Here is an 18,008-nt window from a genome sequence, read left to right on the forward strand (position 1 = left end):
GCAGAGTGGACAAGCGCTAGGATCTGCTGTACCAGTTTACTGACTAGGTGGGTGGGAGCAGTTGGTACTTATATTTCTTTTTTTGGTTGGCTTTGGGCTTACGGTATCAGGAGGCGTCACAATCATCGCTTATATGAATTTTTTGCCTGTGGGTGTGTCATGGTTGGATTACTTAATTTTCATAGCTGGTCGTCCCGAGTGCTATTTTTTTCCTGTTGGCATTATTTTGATGGCGATAACGTTATTTCGCTATCCAAACAACCTTTAATTTCCGGTGAATCGAATAATTTTTTCCATCATGGTCATAATGTATTTTAAATACATTTTCTTTAAATGATTCATTCAAAGTGAGGGTTGTTTATGCTATATTTACACGATGTCTGGGTGAACTGGTTTGAAGGTGAGGAAAATGGTTATAGTGTCTGCTACTTTCATGAATGGCGAAAAAATGATGGAATCGAGCTGCTTGATCAAGTTCCATTGTTATACATAACTGAAGACCTCTATGACCATATTGAAAATGACATGCACGATTTGCCGGAAGACATGATGGATAAGATATACAAGCGCGCTTATATCCGTAAAGGACAGGAGCGAAATAGTCTTGAGTTTGCAGCTGTTGTAACAGATGGTAATGACATTATCGCATTCGATTCAATCGGTTATCAAATACCAGTTCGTAAAAGCCGCTTGATACCAAGACAGGAACAGCTTGTGTTTGACATGATTAAAACGACCAAACCGGAATCGTTTAACTTTAAGGGCAAAGAAGTCGAAAAGGAATATCACATGCTGTCAATGGAGCCGAAGCTTATTCATGGCCTGACGCGGCGGGAGCGTCAATTGAAGCAGCTGCTGATGATCGCTCTGGATCAGTTAAGGACAGTGAATAATCCTGAAGAACTCCGGTATTGGTTAACGGAATGGGATCCGAAACAGTATCCTTATATACGGTATATGGATAAGGAAACCGTTTGGGATGCATTATATGAGGGCGTTAAATATGGCTGGAGTCAATCACACGAAGATTTATGCCTCAAAATGATTAAAGGCCAGCCATTTCTGGAAAAAATGTGGGAAGCAGAGCAGACGCAGGAGCAGAACACATCTAAACTAAGGTAAGTGAAAAAAACCGTTCACCAATTGAATTGAAAAGAGTAAAAAGGGTGGGATTGCATTATTCGCAAACCCACCCTTTTAGTGTCTATTGTTTTTTCTTAATTTAAAAGGCAGTATGGAATTCGGATGACGTTGTCAATATGGAAATCGGCTGCATCGCCGATTTCTTCCAAACCCTCTGACCTCTGGCATCTGAAAAAATGCGTCAGCGTTTTTTCTTAACACGTCCGAGTCCCATAGCTTTTTTAGCTTTTCGGATCATTTTATTTGCTTCAAAGGCCGCTTTATCTGCCCCTGTATCCAAAATGTCATCCAAGCTTTTAGAATTAATCAGTTCATAATACCGGTCCTGGATTGGCTTTAGAACATCTATAACGGTGTTGGCAACCGCTTGTTTAAATTCACCGTAGCCTTTTCCTTCAAATTTCGCTTCCAGATTTTCAACCGATTCTCCGGAACAGCTGGCGTAAATCGTCAACAGGTTTGAAATACCGGGCTTATTTTCCTGATCGTATTTTACGATGCCTTCAGAATCCGAAACAGCACTTTTAATTTTCTTTTCGATTTTTTTCGGTTCATCAAGCATGGAAATAAACGCCTTTTCATTTTCATCCGATTTACTCATTTTTTTGGTCGGATCCTGCAGTGACATGATGCGTGCACCGACTTTCGGGATGCTGATCTCAGGCACGGTGAAAATATCATTGAATTTGTTATTGAACCGCTCAGCCAGATTACGCGTCAGTTCCAAATGTTGTTTTTGGTCTTCCCCTACAGGAACGACGTCTGTTTTATATAACAAAATATCGGATGCCATTAATGGCGGATAGGTCAATAATGCTGATGACACAGCTTCTTTTCCGGCCGATTTATCTTTGAATTGAGTCATTCTCTCCAATTCTCCGATATAACTGATCGACTGCAGCATCCAGCCCAGCTGCGTATGAGCAGGCACTTCCGATTGAATGAACAATGTCGATTTTTCCGGATCTATACCGGAAGCAAGATACAGTGAGGCCAGCGAGCGGATATTTTTTCTTAATTCCAGCCTATCCTGTGGTACGGTGATGGCATGCTCGTCAACAATGCAGAAATAGCAGTCACTCTCCTCCTGCAGCTCAATGAAATGCTGGATCGCTCCTAGGTAATTACCAATTGTCAATGTTCCACTCGGCTGTATGCCTGAGAATATCGTTTGCATGTTTTGTCACTCCTTCATTTTTCCAAACAATAAAAAAGATCCATTTATCCCATTTGAAAGGGACGAATGAACCGCGGTGCCACCCTATTTATCACACAGAAAAATGCATGATCACTTTTTTAAGAATAAGCTCCAAAGCCCAATTCCAATTAACCATGGTGCTTGTTTTCAGCGACCACAAGCTCTCTGTAAATCCAGCGGGTCATTGTACTCAATCTTTGTCATTGCAAGATAATCGGTTTTGTGAACATTATATATTGCTACACCCTGAAATGCAAGGAGAACAATTTATCTGGACAGATGTAAGTGTTTGCGACAATTGAATAATAGAATAAACGTGATAGAAGTTGTCACGATTGGAAGGGAGCGAAATCAGGCAGGGAAAGCACGAGAGAGGTGTCGTCACGTTCGGAAGGGAATGGAATCAAGCGGGAAGAGCACGAGAGAGCTTTGTCACGTGCGGAAGAAGCAAAAATCAAGCAGGGAAAGCACGAGAGAGTGCATCACGTCGGAAGGGAATGGAATCAGCGGAAGAGCACGAGAGGTGTCGTCACGTTCGGAAGGGAGCGCAATCAGGCAGGGAAGAGCACGGGAGAGGTGTCGTCACGTTCGGAAGGGAGCGAAATCAGGCAGGGAAAGCACGAGAGAGGTGTCGTCACGTTCGGAAGGGAGTGAAATCAGGCAGGGAAAGCACGAGAGAGGTGTCATCACGCTCGGAAGGGAATGGAATCAAGCGGGAAGAGCACGAGAGAGGCTTTGTCACGTGCGGAAGGAAGCAAAATCAAGCAGGGAAAGCACGAGAGAGGTGTCGTCACGTTCGGAAGGGAGTGAAATCAGGCAGGGAAAGCATGAGAGAGGTGTCGTCACGATTGGAAGGAAGCGAAATCAGGCAGGGAAAGCACGAGAGAGGTGTCATCACGTTCGGAAGGGAATGGAATCAAGCAGGGAAATCACGAGATGAGGTTTGTAGTGAACCTGCGCCATAAAAAAAGCCCTTCATTAAGTATTTGAAGGGCTAATAACCTGAATTCCTCTTATTTATTCGAAGTAAGACCAACGATGAGCTCCTGATCTTGTAAAATTATTCAGGAGTACATTTCTGATCCTCTGTTTGGATGGCACCACCTGACACCAGTTATGAATGATATTGGTTGTAATTTTTTCATTTGGAAAGAGAATTTTAAATTCCTTCGTGCTTCTCAATATAGCGTTCGAAGCGAGTTCAGAATATCCACAATCCTGACAAATACATTTTCTTCTAACTACGTTTATAGAAAATGAGCGACAGTTTGGACAGATAATTCCTTTTCGCAGCTGGTCATAGTCATAGGAAGGCAGCTGTTCAAAGGGAGAATCCGACATATTTAATGACACTAATTGCTCTGCAAGTTTTACGTCATTTTTTGTCAATTTTGCAGGCAGTGCATTTAATTCATTCATATAACGGTTAAGCTGGTTGGGAAAAATGATCGGTTTATCAAGAGGCGCCTGGTATAAGGTGAATTCCGGATTAATAAAAATGACAGAAGAGTCAATTGAAAGGTTGAATCCGGAGCTGAGGAGCAGCTGACGTAACAAGGTCTCACTTCTGCTCAATTGATGAAGAGGGTTAACGACTTGTAAATTGGGTTTTTTAAAAAGTTTATCTGATTCGTAATAATAGTCACCTGTATAATTTTTCACTTCATAAAAACTGGCATTGCCATGTGTGATAATCAAAGAATCGATTTGAAAAGTCGTGTTATTCACTTCCAGCAGTAAATCATCTAAAATCAGGCAATCACACTGCAGTTTTTCGGTTAAGGTGTCAAATTGCTTTTCTCCTTCATAGCCTTTTTTCAAACTCAAATAATGACGTTTTTCTTGGCTGGTGAAATTCATCCGGCAGTTTAATAATTCGAGGGTTATTAATTCGGGTGGCTTTGTACGCGGTTTATAAGGCACAGCATCGTCCACATCCTTTTTATGTAATATAATAAGATTATTATACATCAAACGAAAGAAAATTGGGAACTGAAAGAACTGCGGGTATAAATTATCGTGTGAAGCACAGAATACATAGGAAATTAGTCACTTTTAACAGAGATATTTGACGTTACTTTCAGCAACAGATAAAATTGGCTAATCATTCCTGAATTATTTGCGTAACCATTTCGACAAAAAATAACTATTGCATTTTTATTTTTAAAACGGCCTGGACAGCTTGTAAAATGAATAAATAACGACATTGATTTCAGGGGAGTCAGTCAACAGTGAAACTACAGGATATATTACATAACGTTCATGTGGAACAGAATTTAAGCCGGGATATAGTGGATTTGGTTATCGATGGGATAGCTGAAAACTCAAAAGATGTCGGAAAGGGCTATGTATTTGTAGCGATACCCGGTTACAGTGCGAATGGTCATGACTTTATTCAAAATGCTATTGAGAACGGAGCCTCCGTCATAATCGGTGACAAGGATATATCAGGTTTGTCCGTACCCTTTGTAAAAGTGGCGAACAGCCGCAAATCGCTTAGTATTTTGGCAAGTAATTACTATCAAAACCCGGCAAGCCGCAAACTTATGATTGGCATTACCGGCACGAACGGGAAGACTACAACTAGTCATTTACTAAAGCATATTTTGGACAGTAATGGGATAACATGCTCGGTTATCGGAACCAACCAGACGATTATTAATGGTGAATCTTCTCAATACGATAATACAACCCCAGGCTCGCTCGTTTTACAAAAACTGATGGCTGACAGTAATGATGACGTCATCATTTTGGAAGTATCATCCCATGGGCTGACACAAGGGCGTGTTGACGGAATTGAATTTGATTTTTGCCTGTTCACCAATCTTCAGCATGATCATTTGGACTATCATGATTCAATGGAGACCTATTTTGAGGCAAAGTATTTGTTATTTGATAAGCTGAAAAAAACCGGACAGGCTATCGTTAATATTGATAATACATGGGGGAATAAATTAGCAGCATTGTTATCAGATAAAGGAAGCCGGTGCGTTACAATTGGACAGTCGGCGTATGCGCACGTACGATTGGAAGACTTTAATGGAAGCTGCTCAGGTGTAAAGGTTATTGAAGAAAATGATTCAACATATATTCATTCGCCGCTTCCTGGCATGCACAACGTCTATAACACAGTAATGGCGTTTGTAACAGCAGGACGATTCAATGTAAGCAACGCCCATATTATCTCTGCCCTGGATGACTTTGATTATGTGGAAGGCAGGTTTGAAATGTTCAAGCTGGAATCCGGTGTGACAGTTGTGATTGACTATGCCCATACGGCTGATGCACTGTACCATTGCCTTGAAACGGTGAAACAGAACGGGAGCGGTCAAATTATTCATGTCTTCGGTTTCAGGGGTAACAGAGACATGAGCAAACGTCGGGACATGGTTGTGACAACAGCTGAATTAAGCGACTTGTATATATTAACACTTGACGATCTTAATTCTGTTTCATATGAGAAAATGGAGGAGACAATAGCGGCTCTGAACAAAAACTTCGGAAATGAAAAGGGGACTGTTATTACAGATCGTACGTTGGCTATAAAAAAGGCGGTTGAACAGGCAAACCCCGGTGATTGGATTGTTATTACCGGAAAAGGTCATGAGAAATATCAGCAGGCTTATGTGTTACCGGTTGCGTTTGATAAAGATACGATTCTTTATCTTGAGGAAAATCTGATGAAAGACAGCCAATAATTGGTTAAGACTGGCTGCATGGGAACGAGAATAATTGTACAATATTTCAATCACAGCCGCATAATCTAAAATGAGGAAACATGACCAGTTATTTTTTCAGGATTTTTGTCGCATTTTGAAATTTGATGTTCTATTAATTGTCGGTTTCCTTTATAATAGAATCAAAAGGAAATAGGAGATTGATAGATAATGAAGAGAAGATACTTCATGATTACTGCGACAGCCATTATTCTCCTTCTTATCGTTACGATTATACCGATTACATCACAGCAAACGAGTGGCGAGGAGACATTGACAGCAAGTCCGCATACGGAAAGGCAAACGAATCTATCCGCAATTGATAACGAGCAAAAGCTGCAGCGTTTTACATATGATTCCGGTCTTGATTTTGACTATCCGGATGCCGTTAGAGGCGTATATGTGACAGGCCCTTCAGCCGGAGGAGAGAAATTCAATGACCTTGTCAATCTGATCGACTCATCTGATTTGAACAGTATGGTCATCGATATTAAAGAAGACCACGGAAATCTGACAGTGAGTGTACCGGAAGACTCACCTTATTCAGATGCAGCTGTTAATTATATTGATGACCCCAGGGCAATGCTGGAATACCTGGAGGAAAAAGGGATTTATCCAATTGCCAGAGTCGTCGTGTTTAAGGATTCAGTACTAGCTGAACAACGGCCTGACCTATCGTTCACAAAAAATGGGGAAGTATGGAAGAATAATAAAGATGAAGCGTTTGTGAACCCATTTCATAAAGAAGTTTGGGAATACAATCTGGAGGTAGCTAAAAAAGCTGCCGAGCTGGGCTTTCAGGAAATCCAATTTGATTATGTTCGTTTCCCTGAAGGTTTTGAGACCAGAGACAGTGAACTGGATTACACGCAGGGCGATTATGAAGATGAAGATATGAGTAATGTGAAGCGGCGCGTTAAGGCTGTTACCGATTTTGTCGAATATGCCAGGGAAGAGCTGGATTATTACGATGTGGATGTATCTGTTGATATATTCGGGTACACGGCAACAATTGAGGAAGCACCGGGAATCGGGCAAAATTTCCCGCAAATCGCCAGCAATGTTGATGTCATTTCCTCTATGATTTATCCGAGTCATTGGACATCCTATTTCGACATTGAATTCCCGGATAAAGAGCCATATAGAACGGTAAACGAATATGCGAAAGTCGAAAATAAAATTCTTGATCAATTGGATGAAGATGAAAAACCAATATCACGTCCCTGGCTCCAGGATTTTGAGGCGCCGTGGCTTTATAGCGGATCACCGACTGAATACGGGAAAGAGGAAGTTGAAGCACAAATCAGAGCATTAAATGAAAATGGCATCGACGAATTCCTGCTTTGGAATGCAGGGAATAACTATACTGAAAATGTTGATTATACACCAATTGACTAAAGCGGTATTACCTTAAATAACTGTGATTTATAAAAAAACCGGGCTTTTCTGAATAAAAGCCGGTTTTTTTAATTATAATAAGTTCATATACACCAAAACAGGGTACAATAAGGGCTGATGGCCATTTAATCGATTTAACATACATCATTGTTGCCGTTATAATGGAAAAGACTACTAAACGAAGGAGTAGGTCTATGAATTGGTATGAAAAATTAAACAAATATTTCCCTGTTGAGGAGATGAAATCCAGAAAGCATATGGAAATGCTGCTGAGAGAAAAAGGAGATGTGTACCATAAGGATGAAGGGCCTTACCACGTTTTAATGTATGCTGAATTCGACACATTCCTCTTTATTGACTATGTTTGGGTTTCTGCACAATCAAGAGGACAGGGAATTGGTCATAAACTGATTGAAAAACTGAAAAAGCGTCATAAACCGATTATCCTTGAAGTGGAGCCAGTTGATTACGATGATACGGATAACGGGAAACGGCTTCATTTTTATAAACGTGAAGGCTTCACCCATGCACAGTACATTGATTATAATCGCCGCTCACTGGCGACAAATGAAGATACACCAATGGAAGTATTATACTGGTCTCCTGCTGATGAATCTGAACAACAGATTTATGAGAAAATGAAAAAAATGTATGAGACAATCCATACGTACAAAGACATGGAAATCTATGGTGAGTCCTATCAGCCGGTCGATGAAGTGTTGAGTTATGACGAAGAACGTACGTCAGAAGATATATTTGAAAACCTGACGGAAAGAGCATAAAAGCTTTACCACATGTTATCAGTTGGCCTCTTGGTTTTCTCAGGAAACAAGAGGCTGGAATTTTTACTCAATGGTTTAATTAAAAATAAATTGGGGTATAGTACAACTAAGTTCGAACATTTTGTGAACACATATATTTTTTACCATTTTTTTTACGAAATCCTCTACCTTTTGATTGACAACTATAGTATAATTATACATATAAGTTATTTAAACTTATTTTAATTTAATAATAAGTTATTGTTCATTAAATGTTTATATATTCTAAATTGAGGAGTGATTGTTACGTGGTAACACTTTTTACCTCACCGAGTTGCACATCTTGCAGAAAGGCAAAAGCATGGCTGGAAGAGCATGATATTCCGTTTATCGAGCGTAACATATTTTCTGATGCATTAACACTTGATGAGATCAAGGAAATATTGCGTATGACGGAAGATGGTACCGATGAGATTATATCAACCCGCTCGAAAGTGTTTCAAAAGCTTGACGTTGATATTGATCAGTTGCCGATGAAAGACTTGTTCAATTTGATTCAACAAAATCCGGGACTCTTGCGCAGGCCGATTATTCTCGATGAGAAGCGGCTGCAGGTAGGATACAATGAAGATGAGATACGCAGATTCCTGCCGAGAACGGTACGGACTTTCCAATTGCGCGAAGCACAGCGAATGGTTAACTAGTCAAGCTTCATTCAGCGAAGTGATATCGTTCCCGCAGCTTTCCAGTTACAAGTTACATGCAGCATAAAATTAAAAACGCGGATCCTTTAAATCCAGGTCTGCGTTTTTTCTTTACAGCGTCAGAAACAGTCATGTGAGATACCTTCCAGCGGAGAGTGCTATTCCAAAATGATAAATGACGTCATTGTGTCGGAATGGCGCCCTTGCTGTCTATAATATGCACGGCCGGATGAGGCGAATGCCGGGTCTTTGAACTGTCTATCCTCATAAATAATTGAATATTTTATAACAGCTAGTGACAATGTGAATAAAATCAGTTAAAATATGAAATCAATCCTCTGTATATAGGCATATAAATTTTCAAAACGGATGCTTATATCATACAATGAGGATAAAGAAAATATGAATGGTTATAAGTGTTAACAGATAGGGAAACGTATACTAAAGTATAGTCAATTTGACTCTTCCACCATTTGGATTTGCCCCTAATGTTATGATTTTTAAAGGAAGGGAGAGAAGCGGGATGGAAATAGAACGTATTAACGAAAATACGGTAAAGTTTTATATTACGTATGTCGATATTGAAGACCGCGGATTCCAGCGTGAAGAAATCTGGTATAATCGTGAGCGGGGAGAGCAATTATTCTGGCAAATGATGGAAGAACTTAACTATAAAGAAGACTTTAATGTTGATGGTCCGCTATGGATTCAAGTCCAGGCCATGGATAAAGGAATGGAGATTGTCGTAACCAAAGCACAAATTTCCCAGGACGGTGAGAATATTGAGCTTCCGGATGAGGACGGCAAAACGGTGGACGTTTCAGTTAATGAGAAAATAGAAGATGTCCTGGATGATAAATTTGGAAAAGAAAAAGCGGGCAGTAAAGATGAGGAGGATGGCACCCTTTCATTGATTGTTCGTTTCAATGACTTTGAGGATGTTATTCAATTAAGCCATTATTTCCAGGGTAACGATGAAGAATTAGACAATATGCTTTATCATTATAAAGGCAATTATTACTTGTATATTGTATTTCCACAAGAAGATGATGACAGACAGGAAGATTTACTCAGTCAAATATTTGAATTTGCGAATGATACGGATGTAACCATTCACTTTCTTGAGGAATATGGAAAGCAGATATTTGAAGCCGATACGTTTGGTCAAATTCGCTCCCATTTTCCTGCGACGATTCGACGCTCTGAATAAGGGAGTGTCCTTTTTTTGAAAAAAATTTATTTTGCAGGATTTTGTTCATCTCTGTCGAATATTAGTAGCGGAGGTGATTTTTTTATGCTGCAAGCAAAAACTGAATATGGCAATTTGGTAACATTAGCATCCTGCACCAGGAAGGAAATTTCAGCATGGAAGAAAAAAACACAATTCTTCTGCCCGGCATGTCACGAACCGGTCATCGCAAAGGCTGGCCCCAAAACAATTCCACATTTTGCCCACAGTAGGCGGCGTAACTGCCCGTCGCAGGAAGGTGGCGAGGGTACCTATCATGAGAAGGGGAAATTGTTATTGTATCAGTGGCTCAGGCATCAGAAACTCGATGTTCAGCTTGAGGCATATTTGCCGGAAATCAATCAGCGGCCTGATATTCTGATCAAACTTAAAAATAAGACGCTTGCGATTGAATACCAATGTGCAAGAATTCCGCCTGAACAAATCATCAGCCGGAATGCGGGCTATGTAAGTCAGGGGATTGTACCAATTTGGATTTTGGGAGGGAACCGGCTGGATCGCCGTAACCGGTATAAACTAAAAATTGATTATTTCCAGCTTCATTTGATTCACCAATTTTCTTCTGATTTTCCACTTACGTTATATTACTTCTGTCCGGATTCACTTCAATTCATTTCTTTTCAGAACATATATTTCGCATCATTACAGCAAGCAGCAGGTAAGTTAACGGTCAAAAAATTAAGTGACATGATTTTTACCGATTTGTTTTATGTATCTTTTTTAAATCAAAAACAACTTGCTCAAATTTGGAAACAGGAAAAGCGCTTCTTCCGTATGAAACCTTCCAGACAAGTCTATGGGCGTGATTTGGCATGGAAGCAATGGTTGTATATCAATCAAGCTCACAGAGAGACACTTCCCGCCATCGTTCATCTTCCTGTTTCTGCCCAATATAAGATGAAAACACCACCGTGGGACTGGCAGAGCCGATTATGCCTTGAAATCATTCACCCATTAGCGATTGATAAAACATTTAGTCTCCAGCAATGCATACACCTTTTACGCCATCATCTTCAGAGCCCAAAATCTTTTCCGCTTATCAACTCACATGCAAACCCAATTTATGAGTACCTTAAATTATTAGAACAGCTCCGTGTTATTTGTGAAATTTCCCCCAAATGCTTTATTAAGCAAAAGTCGTTGCTTTTTTACCAGCATATAGAAGCAGCACTTGATGGGGATTATCAGCTGATGGATCAGCTCAACAGGCAAATTACGGGCATGAAACCGGAATAATTCGTTATACTAAATGAAATGAAGGTTTTTTTGGACTAAGCTAGAATAAAGTGATAGAAAGAATATAAGGAGGATTTGATTATGGCGAAAGCAACAAAGGAATTACCGAAAAGAAGTGAGATTCCGGAAGAACGTAAATGGAAACTGGATGACATTTTTGCAACGGATGAAGATTGGGAACAAGAATTGAAATCATTGCAGAACGATCTTCCGGCAATTGAGAAATTTCAGGGTAAACTCGCTGACTCAGCACAAAACCTGTATGATGCTTTGCAGCTTCAGGATGAGCTCTCGGAACGATTAGGCAAACTATTTACATATGCACATATGCGTTCTGATCAGGATACGACGAACTCGACTTATCAGGCGATGGATGCCAAAGCGGAAAATGTATTGACGGTTGCATCCAGTACGATGAGTTTTATTGTTCCGGAAATTCTGGCTATGGATGAATCCAAATTGCAAAATTTTCTGGAAGAACATGAGGACTTAAAATTTTATGAACACGTATTGGATGAGATTAGCCGCCAGCGCCCACACGTATTAAGTGAAAAAGAGGAGGCATTGCTGGCCGAAGCATCTGAGCCAATGTCATCAGCATCCAATACGTTTGGTATGCTCAATAATGCTGATTTAACATTCCCTTCAATTAAAAATGAAAACGGGGAAGAAGTTGACTTAACGCATGGCCGGTATATCGGGTTTATGCAATCAACGGATCGTAATGTACGGAAAGCGGCCTTCAAAGCCATGTATGAAACGTACGGCAAGTTCATTAATACGTTTGCATCCACACTTGCAGGTACAGTTAAAGCGGATAATTTCGATGCGAAAGTGCATCATTATGATTCTGCACGCCAGGCTGCATTAGACAGCAATAATATTCCGGAAGAGGTTTATGATAATCTTGTTGAGGCTGTCAATGAAAGACTGCCACTGTTGCATCGTTACCAGCGCTTGCGTAAACAAGTACTCGCTGTTGATGAGCTGCACATGTATGATGTATATGCTCCGCTGGTAGAAAATGCCGATATGACATTTTCATATGAGGAAGCCCAGAAATATGTACTTGAAGGATTGAAACCGTTGGGCGATGATTATGTCAATGTCCTGAAAGAAGGCTTCGGCAGCCGCTGGATCGATGTGGAAGAAAGTAAAGGTAAACGCAGCGGGGCGTATTCATCCGGTGCATATGGAACGCATCCGTATATTTTGCTGAATTGGCAGGATAAATTGGATGACCTGTTCACATTGGCACATGAATTGGGGCATTCGCTGCACAGTTACTACACCCACAAACATCAGCAATTCCGGTATGGCAATTATTCGATTTTCGTTGCTGAAGTTGCTTCCACAACGAATGAAGCATTATTAAACGATTACTTGCTGAACAATGTTGACGATGAGAAAGAAAAATTATATTTGCTTAACCACTTTTTGGAAGGATTCCGTGGAACGGTTTTCCGGCAGACAATGTTTGCGGAATTTGAACATGAGATTCATAAACGTGCCCAAAATGGTGAAGCTCTGACGGCTGAAAATTTAACTGCCATCTATCATGATTTGAATAAAAAATATTATGGTGATGATGTGGTTTCAGATGACGAAATCGGCAAGGAATGGGCAAGGATCCCTCATTTCTACATGAATTATTACGTCTATCAGTATGCAACAGGTTACTCTGCAGCCACGACACTTGCTGATAAGATTTTAAACGGTGAAGAGGGAGCTGTGGATCGCTATCTGGACTATCTGAAAGCGGGAAGCAGCGACTATCCGATCGAAGTTCTGAAAAAAGCCGGTGTCGATATGACATCAAAAGAGCCGATACTTTCGGCACTCGACGTGTTTGAGGAAAAATTGAATGAAATGGAGAAATTGCTTTTGAATGAGTAAAAGAGAAGGCTGCTGCCGTATGTTCCGGCGGCAGCCTATTTTATAAGGTCAGAAAGTATAACATTTTAGATAAGACTTCAATCTTGAAATCGGCTAGTTCGCCGATTTCTTCCAATCCGACCTCTGACCTCTGGCATCTGAAAAGACGCGTCAGCGTTTTTTCTTAGGCTCTACAAACCTCGGCCACGCATTCGCCCCCTATACACATTCCGGTGTGTGAATGTATAGATCGTTAAATAAATCGCGATAAACAGCAGGGGTAATGTAATGTACAATGGTATTAATTGCATTAATCCGAGCAAATTCAAAAACGCAGCCAAACCAACGTATCAAGAGGAAAATAAACGGAGGAGTTCTTTCCATAATATCGCTCCTAATTAAATTAGTTTTCATATAAAAGTCTGCTAAAATAGGTCGATCGCCAATATCAGCCTTTTGTGCACCAGTGCATGGCTCTTTGATATCAAGATATGTTACAAATCTGTGAAATAGAAGTGTGACATTTTTGTGAAAAGGTGAACACGCTAATTGATAAAGTAAACACTCACTGATATCATTAATAATGTGAGATGAGTCACAAACAAAACCCCTTTGTTTTTGATCATGAAACTTTCTCCCATCCCCCTTTGTTTATACAGAGACGGAGAACGACAGGATGCACGCTGCCCCGTGCATCCTGTTTTTTTGTGTAAAGCAATTCCCGGAATGAAAAAACGGGTATCCGGATTATCGTCTGGAAAGTATAATAAATTAATTTAAAAGGCCTCCCTTGGAATTCATTCTCATTTTGGGGAATTTATCTGTTTAGTATAGCTGTACGTTCTTATGGACAAAACTGGCGGTGAATGCCCCTGAAATGTCCGAGAGAGCGCTTATCAGTGACAAAACGAAGGGGAAAACCGGCCGAAATGTCCAAGAGAACGCTTATCACTGACAAAGCGAAGGGGAATACCGGCCGAAACGTCCGAGAGAGCGCTTATCAGTGACAAAACGAAGGGATAAACCGGCCGAAACGTCCGAGAGAGCGCTTATCAGTGACAAAACGAAGGGGAAAACCGGCCGAAATGTCCAAGAGAACGCTTATCACTGACAAAGCGAAGGGGAATACCGGCCGAAACGTCCGAGAGAGCGCTTATCAGTGACAAACGAAAGGGATACGGCCGAAACGTCCGAGAGAGCGCTTATCAGTGACAAACGAAGGGATAACTGCGAACTCGAGAGAGCGCTTATCAGTGACAAAACGAAGAGAAAAACTAGCCGAAATGTCCGAGAGAACGCTTATCACTGACAAAACGAAGGGGAATACCGGCCGAAATGTCCGAGAGAGCGCTTATCAGTGACAAAACGAAGGGGAAAACCTGTCGAAACGTCCGAGAGAGCGCCTATCAGTGACAAAACGAAGGGGAAAACCTGTCGAAACGTCCGAGAGAGCGCTTATCAGTGACAAAGCGAAGAGATAAACTGGCCGAAACGTCCGAGAGAGCGCTTATCAGTGACAAAACGAAGGGATAAACTGGCCGAAATGTCCAAGAGAACGCTTATCAGTGACAAAACGAAGGGATAAACCGGCCGAAATGTCCGAGAGAACGCTTATCAGTGACAAAACGTAAGGATAAACCGGCCGAAACGTCAGAGAGAACGCTTATCACTGAGAAAGCGAAGAGGAAAACTAGCCGAAACGTGCGAGAGAATACATCATTCAATTTTATTTTCCATGTCGATGCAGTGGCTGGCTGCATAAACTATTTTTTGAATGCCCAAAAAAACTCAGGAGTTATGTTATAGGACCCCCTGAGTTTCATTTATGAATATATTTCCAGAATGCTCCGTATTTTACCGGGATTTTTTCAACTGACTGGCGCAGCTGCATTTTCTTCATTTCTCTATCAGTCTTAGCTGCTGACCAATTGTAAACAACCGATACTTCTTTACTTCCGACAACCTGATAATGCTGAACAAAGGTTTCAAGTGGTGGTTTGCTGGATGGGACAGGATCCTTCTGCAGAATCTGCTTCAATATCTGTACATAAATGTCATAGGGATAGAGACCGGATATTTTGATTCCCTGCTCATCTGTCTTTTGATTGAAAAAGACAATCGTCGGGATATAGTCTACATCCATTTCGTGCGTCAATTTTAAATCGGATTGAAAAGCTTTTTTGGCTGTTGGCGAGAATAAATCATCTTCAAATTCCTCTATATCCAGCTTTGCTTCCCTGGCACACCTTATTAATACGGACACATCAGATATGTTCTGTTTGCTGAGAAATGCACTTTCCTGTATTTTTCGCAAAAAGGTTTTGCCGGCTCTTTTGCCTTGCAGTTCAGCTGCTTTAATGGCAAGTGATGCAATCCAGGGTGCTGAGATTTCATTTTCTGTCCACAAATCACCATCACAGGACATACCTGTTCGGGTGGCTGTTTTTTCCCATATTTCTTTCAGTTGTTTTGGTTTATCAAAAATATCCTTATTTAATGAATTCAGTTGACCACTGAGAATCGGCCGTAATGTGAAAAAACGTCCATATTCAACGGACAGCTTTTTTAAATAAGGCTCCAGTGACCAGCATTCCGGGCATAGTGGATCGATAAAGACGTATATTTCAACCGGTTTTTGAACAAAATCGATATAGCTATATTTTGACGATGTGTTTGTACTATTGGAACTTGAAAGCTCTGGTTGTTTCCAACTCACATCGATTCTCCTTTCCAATGCTTAGTCAAAAAGCAAACAAATGATTTAGCGGTTTTCAGTTTACCTGAAAATTTGTTAACTCATTGAACTTCTTATTTCAGTTACTTTATTCTATTTTTCAGGTGTATTCATCATATGATGCGCAGTCATGGTTAATTTATCAAATATAGCTGTACGATATGGTTCTTCGATTTTGGTTTCATCAAGAGCTGCACCCATACATTCCAGCCATGCATCCCGACGTTCAGGTGTTATTTCAAACGGGAGATGACGCCGGCGCATCATTGGATGGCCGCGATCCTCGACATACCATCGTGGTCCGCCGAAAAACTGTGTTAAAAATAAGCGCTGTTTTCGGGCGGTTTCGGTTAAATCATCCGGAAAGATAGGAATTAATTTTGGATGATTGCCGACGCGTTTATAAAAAGCTGTTACTAATTTGTCAATTGTTGGGAAGCCGCCAATAGCTTCATATATTGTTCCAGGTTGATTCATCGGTAAATACTCCTAGTTTGTTTGTATATATTTTAGCAACGTCCCTATCTAAGAGCAACTAATCTGATTTACCGTTCCCGTTTAAGAGCGTGCTGCCGCAAAAAAACGCTGGATCTTATTGGGGGTGTCCCGCTTTTCAATATTAAAGCCGGTCAAAATGTCTTGCATTATTTCGCGCCCGTGTCTTTCGGATGATGTTTCCAATTCCAGTTCATAATCGTCATAACCGTAGTATGTGCTGTAATCCAGTACCAATAACGTATCTCTGTAATTTAATTCGCGACGCTCCGTTGTCAGGCTGCCAAAATAAATCAGGTTATCCGGGGAAATACCTTTATCAGCAATCCGCTTTGCCGCATCTTTTTCATGTAGTACGTCTCCATTTATCCATGCAGTTGCTTCCTGTTCTGTTAAGGTGTCGTGCGTTTCCAGCAAGCCACTCGGGTATGGTTCTTTCAATGTTAATGTATATGTTCCATTTTTTTCTCTGATTCTTAATGCACACCCCAGTTTCTTCAGGGCAAAATCAGCTGATTCAAAATAATGATTTGTTTGCGTATCGCTCTGATCCGGAAATGGCAACTCCTGAAGAAGGCGATCGAACTCTTCTTTTATTAATAAATTTTTATATTCAATTTCAATCTCCTGCGTCAAATGGCATTCCTCCATTTACTGTCTTAATGGTTATCCTGGCCCGCATGTAACGGACAGTAACCCGCCAAAAAACGGCGGTAAACTGTCCCTAAATGTCCGATTCGGTTCAACTAACATTCAGTGGAGAAACCCACTCCACTGAATGAAGTTTCACTTTATTATGGCGAATGATACGTAAATATGCAAAGAATAGCTGTTGAATATGTTATGATATGTGATGGAAAGAGATGATGTACAGGTGGTGTAAACGATGAATTGGGACGCTTTACTTGCTCCATATGCACAGGCGGTCGAGGAATTAAAGATAAAGTTAAAAGGCATCCGCAAACAGTTTGAATTTGAATCCAAGCAGTCACCGATTGAATTTATAACCGGACGCGTTAAACCGGTACCAAGTATTCTGGAAAAGGCAGAGACCAGACGCATACCACTGGACCGGATTGAGGAATTGCAGGATATTGCAGGTGTTCGTGTGGTTTGCCCATTTGTTGATGATATATATGCCATTGTCCGCATGATTCGCTCGCGGGAAGATTTGCACATTGTTGAGGAAAAAGATTATGTTTCTCACAAGAAAGAGAGTGGGTATCGTTCTTATCATATGATTATTAATTATCCGGTCGAAACCATTAATGGCGTTAAAATGGTCATAGCAGAAATTCAAATCCGTACACTTGCCATGAATTTTTGGGCAACAAATGAACATTCGTTAAACTATAAATATAAGGGAAACATTCCGTCTGATATTAAATCAAGGTTGCAGCGGGCAGCTGAAGCGGCTTTTAAACTTGACGAAGAAATGTCTATCATTAAAAATGAGGTACAGGAAGCAAAGCGGATATTCCATCGAAAATAAGGAGGCT

The 18,008-nt window shown here is 40.7% G+C and carries 15 protein-coding genes and 1 other annotated feature; of the genes, 10 read left to right on the plus strand and 5 right to left on the minus strand.

Translation table 11 applies throughout. The features are described 5' to 3' along the window. Nucleotides 1-360: 360 nt before the first annotated feature. Nucleotides 361-1,122: a YjbA family protein gene (locus Len3610_RS02300; RefSeq protein ID WP_176446531.1), complete on the plus strand. Its 762-nt coding sequence runs from the start codon at nt 361-363 to the stop codon at nt 1,120-1,122. Between the two features lie 202 nt (nt 1,123-1,324). Here Len3610_RS02300 and trpS read toward each other — a convergent pair whose 3' ends face one another. Next, a complete protein-coding gene (trpS, locus tag Len3610_RS02305) occupies nt 1,325-2,320 on the minus strand; it encodes a tryptophan--tRNA ligase (protein WP_176446532.1) in 996 nt (331 codons plus the stop codon). 55 nt (nt 2,321-2,375) lie between these two features. Next, nucleotides 2,376-2,554: a binding site (T-box leader), on the minus strand. 122 nt (nt 2,555-2,676) lie between these two features. Between trpS and Len3610_RS02310 the strand changes: the two genes are divergently transcribed. Further along, nucleotides 2,677-3,306 (plus strand): hypothetical protein, encoded by a 630-nt coding sequence (locus tag Len3610_RS02310; protein WP_176446533.1) that lies wholly within the window; start codon nt 2,677-2,679, stop codon nt 3,304-3,306. A gap of 52 nt (nt 3,307-3,358) precedes the next feature. Here the strand turns inward: Len3610_RS02310 and Len3610_RS02315 are convergent, their stop codons facing one another. Next, complete coding sequence (locus Len3610_RS02315; protein WP_176446534.1) at nt 3,359-4,264, minus strand: nuclease-related domain-containing protein; 906 nt, start codon at nt 4,262-4,264, stop codon at nt 3,359-3,361. Between the two features lie 308 nt (nt 4,265-4,572). Between Len3610_RS02315 and Len3610_RS02320 the strand changes: the two genes are divergently transcribed. The 7 genes from Len3610_RS02320 to pepF all read left to right on the plus strand — a co-directional run bounded on the left by Len3610_RS02320 (nt 4,573) and on the right by pepF (nt 13,301). After that, entirely contained in the window at nt 4,573-6,039 is a 1,467-nt protein-coding gene (locus Len3610_RS02320) for a UDP-N-acetylmuramoyl-L-alanyl-D-glutamate--2,6-diaminopimelate ligase (RefSeq protein WP_176446535.1), read from the plus strand. Between the two features lie 189 nt (nt 6,040-6,228). Next, on the plus strand, nt 6,229-7,455 hold the full coding sequence (locus Len3610_RS02325; protein WP_176446536.1) for a putative glycoside hydrolase: 1,227 nt from the start codon (nt 6,229-6,231) through the stop codon (nt 7,453-7,455). Nucleotides 7,456-7,649: 194 nt separating this feature from the next. Continuing rightward, nucleotides 7,650-8,237: a GNAT family N-acetyltransferase gene (locus Len3610_RS02330; protein WP_176446537.1), complete on the plus strand. Its 588-nt coding sequence runs from the start codon at nt 7,650-7,652 to the stop codon at nt 8,235-8,237. A gap of 287 nt (nt 8,238-8,524) precedes the next feature. After that, the gene (gene spxA, locus Len3610_RS02335) at nt 8,525-8,920 is read left to right on the plus strand and encodes a transcriptional regulator SpxA (protein WP_176446538.1); all 396 of its coding nucleotides are present in this window, start codon (nt 8,525-8,527) and stop codon (nt 8,918-8,920) included. 523 nt (nt 8,921-9,443) lie between these two features. Further along, nucleotides 9,444-10,130 carry an adaptor protein MecA gene (gene mecA, locus Len3610_RS02340; RefSeq protein ID WP_176446539.1) on the plus strand — a complete coding sequence of 229 codons (687 nt, stop codon included), beginning with the start codon at nt 9,444-9,446 and terminating at the stop codon, nt 10,128-10,130. A gap of 84 nt (nt 10,131-10,214) precedes the next feature. Next, entirely contained in the window at nt 10,215-11,405 is a 1,191-nt protein-coding gene (locus Len3610_RS02345; protein ID WP_176446540.1) for a competence protein CoiA, read from the plus strand. Nucleotides 11,406-11,486: 81 nt separating this feature from the next. After that, nucleotides 11,487-13,301 carry an oligoendopeptidase F gene (gene pepF, locus Len3610_RS02350; RefSeq protein ID WP_176446541.1) on the plus strand — a complete coding sequence of 605 codons (1,815 nt, stop codon included), beginning with the start codon at nt 11,487-11,489 and terminating at the stop codon, nt 13,299-13,301. 1,798 nt (nt 13,302-15,099) lie between these two features. Here pepF and Len3610_RS02355 read toward each other — a convergent pair. From Len3610_RS02355 to Len3610_RS02365, 3 genes are all read right to left on the minus strand, one after another. Continuing rightward, entirely contained in the window at nt 15,100-15,996 is an 897-nt protein-coding gene (locus Len3610_RS02355; RefSeq protein WP_176446542.1) for a ClpXP adapter SpxH family protein, read from the minus strand. 111 nt (nt 15,997-16,107) lie between these two features. Next, nucleotides 16,108-16,491: a globin domain-containing protein gene (locus Len3610_RS02360; protein ID WP_176446543.1), complete on the minus strand. Its 384-nt coding sequence runs from the start codon at nt 16,489-16,491 to the stop codon at nt 16,108-16,110. Nucleotides 16,492-16,572: 81 nt separating this feature from the next. Further along, nucleotides 16,573-17,145: a CYTH domain-containing protein gene (locus Len3610_RS02365; protein WP_176446544.1), complete on the minus strand. Its 573-nt coding sequence runs from the start codon at nt 17,143-17,145 to the stop codon at nt 16,573-16,575. Nucleotides 17,146-17,395: 250 nt separating this feature from the next. Here Len3610_RS02365 and Len3610_RS02370 point away from each other — a divergent pair, with 250 nt between their 5' ends. Then, nucleotides 17,396-18,001: a GTP diphosphokinase gene (locus Len3610_RS02370; protein ID WP_176446545.1), complete on the plus strand. Its 606-nt coding sequence runs from the start codon at nt 17,396-17,398 to the stop codon at nt 17,999-18,001. Nucleotides 18,002-18,008 lie beyond the last annotated feature (7 nt).

This window comes from Lentibacillus sp. CBA3610 (assembly GCF_013373365.1).
Lineage (GTDB): Bacteria > Bacillota > Bacilli > Bacillales > Amphibacillaceae > Lentibacillus.